Annotated in this window: 11 protein-coding genes and 1 pseudogene; 3 read left to right on the top strand and 9 right to left on the bottom strand. The window is 59.4% G+C overall.

Features of this window, described 5'->3' with window-relative positions:
• Nucleotides 1–4 precede the first annotated feature (4 nt).
• Both WG208_RS18800 and WG208_RS12825 read right to left on the bottom strand, forming a co-directional pair.
• Nucleotides 5–94: pseudogene (locus tag WG208_RS18800) on the bottom strand (hypothetical protein); the annotation flags it as partial.
• 5 nt (nucleotides 95–99) lie between these two features.
• Nucleotides 100–426, bottom strand: coding sequence for a DNA/RNA helicase domain-containing protein (locus tag WG208_RS12825; RefSeq protein ID WP_345786999.1), 327 nt, complete (start codon nucleotides 424–426; stop codon nucleotides 100–102).
• 952 nt (nucleotides 427–1,378) lie between these two features.
• Here WG208_RS12825 and WG208_RS12820 point away from each other — a divergent pair.
• Entirely contained in the window at nucleotides 1,379–1,963 is a 585-nt protein-coding gene (locus tag WG208_RS12820; RefSeq protein ID WP_337171761.1) for a mechanosensitive ion channel domain-containing protein, read from the top strand.
• Nucleotides 1,964–2,039: 76 nt separating this feature from the next.
• Here the strand turns inward: WG208_RS12820 and WG208_RS12815 are convergent, their stop codons facing one another.
• The 3 genes from WG208_RS12815 to WG208_RS12805 all read right to left on the bottom strand — a co-directional run bounded on the left by WG208_RS12815 (nucleotide 2,040) and on the right by WG208_RS12805 (nucleotide 5,186).
• Nucleotides 2,040–2,417, bottom strand: coding sequence for a hypothetical protein (locus tag WG208_RS12815; protein WP_337171760.1), 378 nt, complete (start codon nucleotides 2,415–2,417; stop codon nucleotides 2,040–2,042).
• Between the two features lie 247 nt (nucleotides 2,418–2,664).
• Nucleotides 2,665–4,068 carry a hypothetical protein gene (locus tag WG208_RS12810; protein WP_337171759.1) on the bottom strand — a complete coding sequence of 468 codons (1,404 nt, stop codon included), beginning with the start codon at nucleotides 4,066–4,068 and terminating at the stop codon, nucleotides 2,665–2,667.
• A 161-nt stretch (nucleotides 4,069–4,229) separates the two neighbouring features.
• Nucleotides 4,230–5,186 carry a nucleotidyltransferase domain-containing protein gene (locus WG208_RS12805; RefSeq protein ID WP_337171758.1) on the bottom strand — a complete coding sequence of 319 codons (957 nt, stop codon included), beginning with the start codon at nucleotides 5,184–5,186 and terminating at the stop codon, nucleotides 4,230–4,232.
• Nucleotides 5,187–5,424: 238 nt separating this feature from the next.
• Between WG208_RS12805 and WG208_RS12800 the strand changes: the two genes are divergently transcribed.
• A complete protein-coding gene (locus WG208_RS12800; protein ID WP_337171757.1) occupies nucleotides 5,425–6,384 on the top strand; it encodes an IS110 family transposase in 960 nt (319 codons plus the stop codon).
• 154 nt (nucleotides 6,385–6,538) lie between these two features.
• On the opposite strand, the gene WG208_RS12795 is transcribed toward WG208_RS12800, so the two are convergent.
• Nucleotides 6,539–7,255: a hypothetical protein gene (locus WG208_RS12795; RefSeq protein WP_337171756.1), complete on the bottom strand. Its 717-nt coding sequence runs from the start codon at nucleotides 7,253–7,255 to the stop codon at nucleotides 6,539–6,541.
• Nucleotides 7,256–7,397: 142 nt separating this feature from the next.
• On the opposite strand from WG208_RS12795, the gene WG208_RS12790 reads away from it, so the two are divergent.
• On the top strand, nucleotides 7,398–8,519 hold the full coding sequence (locus WG208_RS12790; protein WP_337171755.1) for an integrase core domain-containing protein: 1,122 nt from the start codon (nucleotides 7,398–7,400) through the stop codon (nucleotides 8,517–8,519).
• 286 nt (nucleotides 8,520–8,805) lie between these two features.
• Here the strand turns inward: WG208_RS12790 and WG208_RS12785 are convergent, their stop codons facing one another.
• The 3 genes from WG208_RS12785 to WG208_RS12775 all read right to left on the bottom strand — a co-directional run bounded on the left by WG208_RS12785 (nucleotide 8,806) and on the right by WG208_RS12775 (nucleotide 12,862).
• Nucleotides 8,806–11,049: an AAA family ATPase gene (locus WG208_RS12785; protein WP_337171754.1), complete on the bottom strand. Its 2,244-nt coding sequence runs from the start codon at nucleotides 11,047–11,049 to the stop codon at nucleotides 8,806–8,808.
• Between the two features lie 168 nt (nucleotides 11,050–11,217).
• Nucleotides 11,218–12,069 carry a hypothetical protein gene (locus WG208_RS12780; RefSeq protein WP_337171753.1) on the bottom strand — a complete coding sequence of 284 codons (852 nt, stop codon included), beginning with the start codon at nucleotides 12,067–12,069 and terminating at the stop codon, nucleotides 11,218–11,220.
• 118 nt (nucleotides 12,070–12,187) lie between these two features.
• On the bottom strand, nucleotides 12,188–12,862 hold the full coding sequence (locus WG208_RS12775; protein WP_337171752.1) for a hypothetical protein: 675 nt from the start codon (nucleotides 12,860–12,862) through the stop codon (nucleotides 12,188–12,190).
• Nucleotides 12,863–12,892: the final 30 nt, after the last annotated feature.

Genomic DNA, 12,892 nt, shown 5'->3' with positions numbered 1-12,892 from the left:
CGAGCTCAAGTCCCTGGGTCTGGAATTCGGTTGCGGCATCCTCGAGGTAGTACGACGAGCGCGTATGGGCGCGATCGGCAAGAAAGTACTTCACCGGATCTACATCCACGCGCAAATCGATGCAGTAGGCTTTGAGTCGCTGCGCCGCGGATACGTGTCGCGGAGGGCATCCAACCACGCGCCGATGCCCGCCTCACCCGTGTGGATCTGCTGACCGCCACCCACCAGGCATACTATCACCGCACCTTTGCGTTCGGGCGTATTGCCGAGTGCGCGCTGGCGTTGAAGATCATCTTCAACAAGCGCCTCACGGAGCACGGCCACGAGCGGCCCGTTCCCCGATAGAAACACTGCATGGGTATCGTCTTGCCCGAGATGCTGCGTGGCGATGTTCAACCCCACGAGCGTCTTGCCCGCACCAGGCACGCCAGTGACGAATACAATGGCCTTTTCGCGTTGCGCGCGGCTGTTGGCGATGATCTCCTCAACGCACTACGTTGTTACGTGGAGATTGCGCGCGCCGGCATCCGACCGGGCAATGGCCTGCACCGAGTGTTGCGCGTACAGCGCTTTGGCCGCCTCGATGATCGTCGGGCTCGGTCGATAGGGTGCTCTGCCCCACGCGTCGGCGTTTACCGGAGCCGATGGCGCGAGCGCAATAACCGAACGGACCGGTGCGACGCTCGAACGCCCAGCATCCGACAAGCTTGTCGGGCCCTGCGGTGCAGGCGCCAAGAGCGACGAGAAGGGTTGCTGCAAGAGCGTGCCGTGTCATATGGCCCGTCGGTCGAGTGTCCATTCCCACACGTCGCCCAGTATGTCGAACAGGCCCCACGGGTTCGGTTTGCGTGCACGATCGGGGAGATCCGCTCGTGGCCGGTGTTCGCATCGCACCATCCGTATTCCGGCGGCCGATCCTGCTCATCGCCGAAGTGCGACGACTTCCGAAACTCGGCTCGCGCCACACGGATGCTGCGTCGAAACAACCCGGTGCGCAACGGAGCGGTGACGGGCCGCGCCGAATTCGATGCCCTGAACGCCAGTGGCGACCGAACACTCGGGTCTTCCTTTCGGCGCAGAGGCCGGGCAACGATGGAATTCTCAGGCCGCCTTCGACACCCGGAAGCCAAGGGTAGTGGCGGGCAACCAGGACGCTGGGGAGAGCGGTGTAGATTTGAGCACCATGGAAAGTCAGCGGATGACCGCCGGCCTCTCGCACTCCACGATATTCCCCGTCACGACGTTCGAGGCGCGCGGAAATGACGACGCAGTCGGCGGCCGCCACTGACGATCGATGCGCGCTGGCCAGAGCGTGTCGGGTCATGGTGCATTCGCCGCCGCTCCCGACCCGTACTCCCGTTTTGCGAGGGGATGCCCGATGCTGAAGTGGTTCGATACAAGTCAAATCGTCGGAGCACTGGTGCTCGCCGGCATTCTCGGCGTGGTCGGGATCATTCTGTCCCGGACCGTCCGAAGACTCATCGCCGTGGCGCTTCGCCACGACACGTCCGATCGAATCGATCAGATGACGCTCTCTTTCGTGAGTCAGCTTACGATCCTGTTCTTGTGGCTCCTGCTGGTCACGTGTTACGCCCATCTCGTGCCTGCACTCCACCGGTTGGGGAATGCGCTGCTCGCCGGCGTGAGCCTGATGTCGATCATCGTCGGCTTCGCGGCTCAGACCACGCTCGGGAATCTGGTCGCGGGCATCAGCCTCGTTCTCTACAAGCCGTTCCGACAAGGCGACCGCATCCAGATCCCGGCCCCCACCGGTACCGGCCATGAAGTGGGCGTGGTCGAAAACATCTCCCTTGGTTATACGCTCCTGCGCACGGACGATCGACGGGAGATCGTCGTTGCCAACGGGACGATGGCGCAGCAGACGATGATCAAGCTCGGGCCACCGAGCGCGGATGCCGCAAACGCTTCATCGGAAATCGCCGGAGCTCCGACAGGGTCGTAAGTGCTCGACGGCTTTCGCGAAATCTTCGAACGGAACGTCATCCCTGCGATCTCCCGAACGACCCCATCAGTGGACGTCAGTCCCGAACGAACGTGATGTCCAGAGGAGACGAGGTGGACGGCTGGACATGCACACGCAAGGTACGAGCGTCGGTGGCATGAGCGATCACCATACCGATCGGAACCGTCTGTCCGGCGAGAGTCATCGGCAGGACAAGCGAGTCCCCGTCGATCTTCCCGCTGCCTTCCCAGGCAACGCCGGAAAAGGTCAGGCGTGATCCGAGCACGCCGAACTCGCTGGACTTCGGGGCGACAGAAAGTCGGAGGAACTCGAGCGACGGCGTGACCGACCGCCACGTCCCGACGAAGACTTCCTGCGATGGCGCCGGTGCTTCCGTCGCGTTGTTCGAGCAGCCAGCGAGCACGCATATCCCGATCATCAGCGCCAGGCGCATCGCCACCTCGGAGATAAGGGGAAAAGAAATCCGTCTAAGGTCTGGAGTTGTTGGACATCGGCCGCTCCCCGGACGTTGCCGGGGAATCAGCTGGCTGATTAGAAGATTGCTTCGGTTGCCGTCCATGCGGGTTTTCCTGAGCATGTTGGCGAACGTAGTGGGCCAGCCGCCCTCCTTACAATCGACCTCATCGGCAGCAGCGCGCGCTAGGCCGCGCCGGCGCCGAATGAACGCGTATTTGACCCTGCTACTCGTGTGCTTGCGCATGTTCTCGTGAGGCCAGTGAAGGCTCGACGCGCCATCGGACGACTTCCGCTCTTCCCATGTCGTCCATGATCACGCCCCACACCTGATCTCCCCGCATGTAGGTGATACGCGAGCGGAGAGGGACTTGCACGGTACCGAGCAGGTAACCGTCAGGACCGTAGACGTCGAATCCATACCGCTCTTGCGGCATCGTCGTCGGCAAGAGAATTCGATCGGCACCAGAACCGTGAGGGGCGAGAATGCCGCTCGGAGCCGAAGAGGAGTCTTGTCGGGCGGGTTCACCGTCCATGACGCGTTCGACCCAGATTCGCCCCTCCGCCGACGTGCGGAGATCCGTAAAGAACGCCTTGACGCTGGGGATCGCCGGGCCGTTCCAGGTCCACTGCCGGTTGACGGAGCGCATATCCGTAGTGACGGCCGCTTCGGCCGCTGACCTCTCGTGGGATGTGACGGCGACGGGCTTGAGGACCCGCTCGATTCGAAGCGGGGCACCGGGTCGATTGAGGGTGATCGCATAGGTGCTGCCCGTGCCACTCACCACGTATCCAAGCGGACTGACCGTCCATTTCGGCTGTGCGGCGAAGGGTACGTAATCCCAGATCATAGCACCGCCGTTCATTCTCGAAACGAGCACCGCAGGGCGCGCAAGCCAGGACGGACGCATAATGGAGTCGCGAATCTCACCATGCCGGTCGAGCACCAGATAGCCCTCTCGCTCACCGGGATAGGCCTCGCGACCTCCAGTCACTGACTGGAAACGGGAGAGCGCATAGACATTGTCGGCGGTGTCGACGAGCAGGCCTCTCCAATTATCGATACCCAGTGTGCCGAGGTGGCGCCAATGCGCGACGGTGCGTCCAAGCGAATCGTAGAGGGCCATCCGAAGATTCTGCGGGTCCCACAGCACGAGACGACCGTCTTTCAGGCGTCCCATGCCGTTCGCTGATCTGTACTCGCCCGGTCCCGCGCCTTTCCCCCCAACATCGCGTAGGAAGCGTCCATCGGCATCATACTCTCGCAGCATCGTCGCGGATTGATCCCACACGTACATACCATTATTCGGACCCGGTAGTCCAAAACGCGGGTCGCCGAGTGCTCGCTCCTCATCCTGCGGATCTTCGCCAATACGCAACTCCTCGACCAACCGAAGGTTGGTCTCGTCATCGGTTGTGATGCCCGTGCGCACCACGATCGTATCGGTCAACGTGTCGACCGTGGTCGTCCAGGTCGGAGCAGCACTCCCAGCTCGGCTTTCGTCAGCATGCTGACGCGTCGTCGATGGTTTCTCCTCACGCTCGCTCGACGTGCAGCCGGCCCCGCTCGCAAGCGTGGCCAAAATGAGGACTGCGATACGTACATGCGAGCTGAGGAAAAGATTGCGCACCTATCACCGTGCCTTGTCGAATGGATCGGCATACCGCCGCGTTCTGCTGCAAAGGCTCACATAAATTAGCTGCGAACGGAGCAGCGCAGAGCGCTGCGCAGTTATACAACGTACCTCACTGCCTTTGACTGCAGCAGTGCTCGTGGGACCGCAGCGTGCGTTCAAATCTTCGAGAGACCCAAGAATTGGCGATGTAGTCCGATCAGCAGGCGGTTGGCAGCCGACGCGTCGGGCTCAGCTTTCAGCGGCGAACGGTTCTTCGCCAACTCCACCACGTGGAAGGGTCGCTCCGCCTCCGCTTTCACCTGATCCAGTGTCCAACCACCCCGCTTGATCACTTTGAGTTCATCTGCATCAGTGGTGCGAAACACTCGCAGCTCCCCCGTTTCGATGAATTCCGCTCCCATTCGCAGCAGACGGATCAGGTGCGCCGCATTCTTCACGTCGTACTGATATTTTCGGACCATGGCTTTACGCTTCTCTCCCATATAACCGCTGAAATGCTCACGATGAATCTTTCGGAAGCGTGTGAGCATTTCGATGTCGAGATGCCAATGTGACGCGATGTGCTTGATCTTCTGCGCATCTGCTTCGAGGAGTTCATTCACGGGCCCCCTCGTGCGAATGATGGATGTCAACGACTCATACTCCGCCATTCGTTCGAGGTCGAACGCTTCCATGCGCTTGAGTTGATCCGCGGCATACCCTGCGAACGCCTCTGCTGCGGCCTGAGACGAAAAGATGTCGCGCTGCATACGCAACTCTGTGAATGACGCATGACGATGCACATACTCCGCGTCACGCAGCCAGAGAAGGCCTACGATGTTCGGATTGCTCTTGAGCAACAAACGAACCGCTTTCTCCAGACTGTATACAACCACGTCCAGTTCTTCGAACTGAAACGTCCAATGCTGCCAACGGGGAAGTCCGAGATGATATTCGATGGGCGGCACGACGAAACCCATCAGGTCGACATCATCGACCGCGTTCGGTTCTTCTGGTGGTAGATATGTGCCGTGACTGTGCGAACCCATGAGTCCGAGCACGACGAGGTTCGGCTCGAGCGGAAAGCCGTTTTGTTCTTCGAAGGCTTTGATGATTCGCGCGTCGACTATCATACAAGGAGAAGCTGGGGTAGCTACGGTCTTGTATCTACCGTTTTCATGATTCTGCAGTAGTTCTGATCGGGGCGCCAGCTCGATGCGGTCTGGGTGGCAAACACCGTGCGTTCGCCTGGGCGGCGTGCTTGATCATTCGTCGTGAGAGCCCGAACAGTTGCGGGGGCCGGTCGATGGATCGAGCCCGAATTGTCACAAGGACGGGCGAGGGCGACCAACGCCGAGCGGTGGAGGGGACATGTTCGTCGGCATTGCTGTAGCGAAAGCCGAGTTGGTGATCAGCGTGCTGCCAGGTGCAGCGCGATTTACCGTGGAGAACGATGGGCCGGGTGTACAGGCCTTGGTGCAGCGAGTCGCCGCCAGCCGTCCACAGTTGATCGTGCTGGAGGCGACCGGCGGTTACGAGCTGCTCGCGGTCGCTGCGCTCGCGGCGGCGGCACTGCCCGTGGTGGTCGTGAATCCACGCCAGGTGCGTGACTTTGCAAAGGCGACGGGGCAGCTGGCGAAAACGGATCGCATTGACGCAGACATCCTCGCGCGCTTCGCTGATGTCGTCCGACCGGAGGTGCGCATCATTCCCGATGCGGCTGCGCAGGAGCTCGATGCGCTGCTCACTCGACGGCGGCAGCTCCTGGAGAGGCTGCAGGCGGAACGCAATCGCGTGGGACAGGTGTTCGGCACCGGCAAGCAACAGGTGCGCAAGAGTCTCACGGCGCACATGGCGTTTCTTGAGCGCGAGCTGCGCAAGACGGACACGGACCTCAGCGCACTGGTTCGACAGAGTCCCGCCTGGCGTGAGCGCGACGAGTTGCTGCGCAGTGTGCCGGGGGGTGGCCCCGTGCTGTCTCGTACCCTGCTCGCCGACCTGCCGGAACTCGGCCGCTTGTCTCGTCGTGCGATTGCCAAGCTGGTGGGCGTGGCTCCGCTGAGTCGCGACTCCGGCACCATGCGCGGTCGGCGATTCGTGCAAGGCGGTCGGGCAGCCGTGCGTGGTGTGTTATACATGGCGGCCTTAGTCGCCACCCGTCGCAACGCGATCATTCGCGAGTTCTACTTGCGACTGGTCGCTGCCGGCAAACCCAAAAAACTTGCGCTCGTCGCATGTATGCGCAAACGGCTCACCATCCTGAATACGATGGTTCGTACGAACACGACGTGGAGCGCAAGAACCACGACCGAGATACTCGCAGCCGCTTGACTTTCAAGACAGTTGCTAAAGCTACCGTTGTGTCGCGGCGGCTCACCAAAGAATGCGGCCAGCGAACGCAGCGAGCAATTGACCGCAGTTCTTTGAGCCGCTGCCGGCACCAACGCGACGTTAGACATCAGCGAGTGGGACTCGACGGGCAAAGTCACATGTCACCACGCCAGCCGAGTTCGAGCGCCGGTACGATCTCCAGGATTTGATTTGGCGTTAGTGTTTCGGGAAGGTAGCAGTCCCAATCCATCGGATGCGCGTTAGTGTTGAGTGTCCGGTGATAGGCCGACAGCCAAGTCTTGCCCCACGGGAATTCCGTAAAGGTACGAGCGCGCGACGTATCGAGATCGCACTTGACGACAAGTGGCTCACCGAGCGAATTGAGCACTCTCGAGACACCATACTCTGACGTAAGGGGCATATACACCACCTCTCCACCGAAGTGACTAAGGAGTCGGTCCGCTCCGCCATTTTTTAGTGCTTGCAAAGTCAGATTGAACCACACGCGTCCGTCTCGCGCATGGTTCTGTGCACCATTGAAATACGATTGCCAGATCTCTCGAATTCGCGCAAGCTGCTGCTCTGTGAAGAGATGTCCGTACGTCGCGATGAAGCTCTCACGTCGTTCTGCCCCTGAGCATGCCAGCAGACCATGCTCGTGGATCAAGCGAGGATCCGCGCGAGTGAAGTGATAGGCAATTACCCTTTCTGCCTCACATACCTCGTCAAGGTCTCGGACGATTTCAACCAAGGAGTCCTCTTCGAGAAGGGAATCGAGAAACTCCGATCGGCGCAGTCGTTGATCGAATGCCCTCAGTCGCTCCGTCAACGGCTTCGGAATGGATTCTGCGCTGCAAAGATCGATAGGCATTTTTCCCTCGCTCAATCGATTGTGTGTAGTCGGGAACATCGGTAACGGAAGCGTCCGGCAACATAGGTAACACTTCTTCTAAACTGCATCGACCCCCCTCTTTCTGCGAGGCGGGCCGATGCCCTGGTTGGAGACGAACCCTATGGACCAACGACTTCAGTTCCTCGAGGATGTCCGGCTGGGCCGTATGACGATGACGGAGCTGTGCGCGCACCGGCAGATCAGCCGGAAGACCGGTTACAAGTGGCTCGCGCGCGAGAAAGAGGAAGGCCGGCGCGGCGTGGCGGACCGCAGCCGCGCGCCGCACCACTGTCCGCACAAGATCACGGACGAGATGGCGGCGCTGCTCTGCGCGTTTCGGGTCAAGCCCGATGACTGGGGCGCGCGGAAGCTCCTCAAGGTCCTGAAGAATCGGCATCCGCAGCGCGACGACTGGCCAGCGGCGAGCACGGTGGCTGATCTCTTCTCGCGCGAAGGCCTTGCGCGTCAGCCGCGGCGGCGGCGCCCGCGTCCGGAGCATCCGGGCGCGCCGCCTATCCATACCGAAGCGCCGAACGACGTGTGGACCGCCGACTTCAAGGGCGAGTTCCGCACGGGCGACGGCATCTACTGCTATCCGCTGACGATTGCGGACCTGCACGCGCGCTGCCTGCTCGACTGTCGTGGCCGCGACTCGACGAAGACCGTGACGGCGTGGCCGGTGTTCGAGGCGGCGTTCCGCGAGTACGGCCTGCCGCACGCAATCCGCACCGACAACGGGCCGCCCTTTGCGACCGTGGGGATCCACGGGCTCTCGCGCCTGAACGTCTGGTGGATGCGGCTCGGCATCCACCACCACCGCATCACGCCGGCGACGCCGAGCGAGAACGGGGCGCACGAGCGAATGCATCGGACGCTGAAGCGGCGCGCGATTCGGCCCGCGCGCGCGACGATGGCGGCCCAGCAGCGGGCGTTCAACGTGTTCCGCGCGGAATACAACAAGGAGCGGCCGCACGAAGCCCTTGGAATGGAAACGCCCGCATCGCAGTACGCCGCGTCGCCGCGCCCATATCCCCCGAAGCTGCCGCAGCCCGAGTACCCCGGACACTACACCGTGAAGAAGATCACGACCGGCGGGACCTTTCGCTTTGCGAATCGCGTGCTCTACCTGGCGAATGCGCTGACCGGGGAGCTGGTCGGGATGGACGAGGTCGACGACGGCGTCTGGCACCTCTTCTTCACACCGTGCTCATTGCGACGCTCGACGAACGGAACTACATCATGAAAGAGTGACCCGCCCAGTGTCACCCATGTTGCCGGACAGAAGTGTTACCTACGTACCCGGACTGTACCTCGGGATCCACCTACCGCCCTGCTTCAGCGGCGGGCCGCGCAGCGGACCGTCCGCTGCAACCGGTTGTTCGGCAGCCCTGGCCCGTAGGTCCGCTGAACAGCAGCGCGCTCATGCTATCGATTCTCTCTGGCCCGACTGTGACCAATGCAGAGCATCCTGCAGTCTTTAGCGAGACACCGAGCGCCGCGAGAAATGAATGACCCGGCAGCCTTCGGACTCATGCTACTGTTGCAGCGGTGGCAGGCGGCGGGTTCATCATTCGATAGTGCCCCTCGTGGCCGCTCTGCACGAAAATCTCCTTGAACACCCTGAGCGCATTCCGTGCCATCACATCGCTTGGGGCGATATGCGCATCGTCAAGCGCGGAATGCGAGCCAGCATTGACCCACGAGAATAGCGAGTTGCACATCACCCTATCAGCACCCTCGAACTTGTCGCACAGCTGCTTGTAGTCGATTGAACCAAGTATTGCGAAGTAGTGCTCCAGTATGCGTCGTAGCGTGTTCTCAATCCGCGGACTGACGCCTCCACCACTCTGCATCGCATTCTCCGCCTCCCTCACCTCAGACCAGAGCAATTCGTACGACGTCTTGATCGGGTTGTGTTGATGTCTATCGCACTGCGAGTGCGTGGCACCTTTGCGCACGACCCAGAAAGATTCTTCATTGAGACAACTGTCAGGCTGCCGTTTGTTGTTGTAAGTCACCTCCTTATGGAAGTAGACGTTGTGCGTCAGAACGAAGACCTGTTTGATGCGTCCTGTTACACTGCGGCTGCTGTCGCACACCTCTCGAATGAGACTGCTCACGATGAACAGCACATCGCTGTCAACGCTTGAGACCGGATCATCAAACACCACGACACGGTCAGTGGTGACGCCCGTCTGCGAGAAGCTGCCTTTTATAAGGTGGTAGAAGTAGAGGAACACAACGAAGGTCTTTTCGCCTTCGCTGATCGTCTTCTTTGCATCAGAACCGTCAGCTCGAACGAGCTTGTAGTGCATTCCGTCCCCGGCGTCAGCAAGCGAAAAGCTATCAAACCCAAATTGTCCGAGGGTCTTGTTGATGGCACTGATGGTGGGCAGGATGCTAGTGGTCGACTTCTCAAGGTCGGTGATTTCCTTGGTCGTTTCTGCGATCCGCTTCTCCGCAGTCTGGATTCTTGTCTCAATTCCAGCGATTGCTTTTTCGAGGTCTTGCTTGTTCTTTTGGTACTGCTTCAGGTCCACTTCGAGTTCGGTGATCACATATCGCCACACTTCGGCAGTTAGCATTTGCTTTTCCGCCGCAAGGTTGTCAACCATCTTGTTGTGCTTGACAACCTCGGCATTGGCCGCTTCGATCATCGCCGTGATATCCGAGATCACCGTGGTGAGCGAGACCAAGGTAACGACCTGGCTCGGTTCTTTCTTCTTGTTGTCCAAGCGCAGATTGTTCGCGGCGATCGTTTGATCCAAGGCCGCCTTTTGCGCCTTGAGCGTCTCCACGTCCAAGAACTTTCCTGGCGCAGCAAGGAGTCCGACCACGATTGACTGGATGGCACCAGCATCCTGGGCATATTGTGCAAGGAGGTCGTTGATCGCCTTCGTATCGTTCTCAAACGCCTCGTCAAAATAGTCTTTCAGGCTTTGTGCAAACTGTTCTGTGGTATACTGCTGGCAGAATGGACATATCTGACCATTCTGCTCGTAGTACGGCAGTCCCTGACGCACCCAGTCACTGTTGCCCAGTACATTAATCATCGCGGCGATATCGACATCCTCTTTGCCGATGATCTTCTTCTTGAGGATCGGATTCGACTCGGCCCCGAGGAGTGCGGAGTCGAAGATCGTCGGGTAAAAGGATTGCTTCGTTGGGGCCTCGCCAAAGATCGTTTCCGCCTTCTTTTCGAGGTCGGCAAGATCCTTGAGCGCGGCTTTGTTGTGCTCTGCCTCGCTGAGCACCTTCTGCTTGCACTTTTCCTTGTCGCTCATTACCCCCGTCAAGGCACCAACTAACTTCTTCTCCTTCTTGAGCTTCTCGACTGGCACCCAGAACTTGTCGCGGGTATTGCTTTCGAGCTGCGCCAGCTCCCCCTTCTTTCCGCCTGAACCGTCCTCGCCGCCAAGAGTGCGAGTGAAATTGTCAAGCTTCTCCTGTTCTTTGTCTTTGTTCGCCTTGGCCGTATTGATCTTGTCTTCGGTGTCTTTCTCCTTCTCGCCCAAGGTGAACACGCCGCGCATCTGGTCGAAATTCTTATCTACAAAGTCACGATTCAGGACGAAGGTTTCGAGAACCTGACTGTTCTGCCATGTGCATTGACAAGCTGTACTGAAAGCCGCATCCGCGACGATGCGACTAATGGTTGTCTTCCCTGTGCCGTTCGTTCCAAAGATGTAGTTGAACTGCCGGAGGTCATCCAGAGTTGTGGCAGTTTTCGGTGGAAACGTAGCGACGTTGAGAATGGAGATGCTCTGAATCACTGGCCGTCCCCGGAGTTATGCCGAAGCATGTTCAAGCCAACATAGGATGGTCTTGCGTGCCCTGCCATTCTCCAACAGGGCAGCCGAACGCCCAGCTTCTGCTGCGGGCGCTCAAATGAAATGCGCGCGCAGCGTGCCTCTGAATGCGCCCGCCTGCAGCAAGCATCGTTAGGTACCGCCTGAGGGCACTACCGCATCGAGCGAAGAAGCATCCTTATCTTCTCCCTCCGACAGTGGCAAGAGAAACTGAGATCTCTGGTACTGCTCGTAGTCAGAGCTATGCCATTTGCCGTGAAGCTGCTGCTGAAGCCACTCACAAATCTGTAGGCAGTGTTCGTACGACTCAAGGAGATACTGAGAGTCGGCGTGGAGGCCGCCGCCCTCCCGCGCACGTGCGTGAGATCCCGCCTTTCGCACATACACTGCATTTGCGACACCTCGATTGTGGATGAAGATATCGCGTGATGCCTTGATCTCCACGTACCGATGATAGCTCGGACACTCAAGCAGGTTTATACCTATGATATCTGCAAAGCTCTCGGCAAAGTCCGTTGGGGACTTGTACGACAGCTCATTCATCAAAGAGTCAGTTGCACGCAGCATAACTTCCTCTAGGGTCGTGGCCTCCAGTACGGACTGCACCGTCACTGTGCGCTTGCCGCCGAGTTTATTCGGATACCGCATTGCAACCGCGCGGAGTACGTCACCGAGCATGGCCTCGATTATCGTGACGAACTGAATTACCTCGTTGATGCTAAGCTGCCTTATCGCGAGAAGCTCATAGCGCTGAATGAGTTCGTCCTTCGTGTACTGCCGTTGGCTTTGAATCGTGGTTCGATCTGATCGATACCCGACTGGAAAGCTAACGGTCAGGCTCGACTGATCGCCTTCTCGTACCGCTGAGGCGGCGATATTGAACGCTCCGTACGTCAGTTCAGCGAGTTCGCCCTGCTCAAAGAGCGCCGCTATGCTCGCGCGCATAACCGTGTTAAGCCTGTTGCCAAGGTCGAGATTGTCCATATGTCGATAAGGTACCTAACGCTCAGCGCTCTGTCGCGGGGCAACTACCACAGAATGCGGTGAGCGCGCGTAGCGCGCACGCCGCCCTCCGAATTGCCCCGTCGGCAGCAGCGGTCTGTTATACGGCCTGAATCTGCACATCGGCCACATCCTGCGCCGCTACGCTGAAGCGCCCAGCGAATTCGTCGAGACCAACCTCACCATTCAAACCGAGCTTGGTCGGCCAGCCGAGTGAGGTCTCTTCAGGAGGCCATACCTGCACCGTCAAATCTTCCCAAGGGCCGCGGCGAATTGACACTGTGACCTGGGTATCAGAAGGGATAGGGGGTGCGTCGCGAAGCGAGAATACTTGCAATGCAACATGTGCCAGGCTGATCGTCGTCACCACAGCCGATATTGGCGCCGGGCCTCCTGCCTCATGACGGGTCTTAGTGGCGAGTAGCGTTGAAGGATCCGTTGTGGGGGCGACCCAGACTCGAGTTCGTTCGGGAATTGCGCTGAGAAGACTCAATTGACGGCGTTCGGTCTTTTTGTAGTCGCAGCGATCATCTCCTTCAAGCATTTCAACAATCATCGCCGTTTTCACCGCCCAGAGTGCAATGCTAGCCTGAGCATTGGGGCTGATTGAATGGGCCTTACCGTCGAGCAGAGGTTGAAGGTACGGGATGGTGTCCCCTTCAAGTCGGCTCATCCAGCCGTTGTTGCAGACATGGCACACGCAACGAATTCGAAGCTCAGGACGGCGAAGACGCCACGTCGTCGGCGCCGCGCTGCCTCGTTCGGCGTGCACCATCGTTGCACCTCGATCCGAGTACTGCCGCAT

Origin of the sequence: Gemmatimonas aurantiaca (genome assembly GCF_037190085.1) — a bacterium.
GTDB classification, from domain to species: Bacteria; Gemmatimonadota; Gemmatimonadetes; order Gemmatimonadales; family Gemmatimonadaceae; genus Gemmatimonas; species Gemmatimonas aurantiaca_A.
This window is presented reverse-complemented; position numbering and strand designations above follow the sequence as displayed.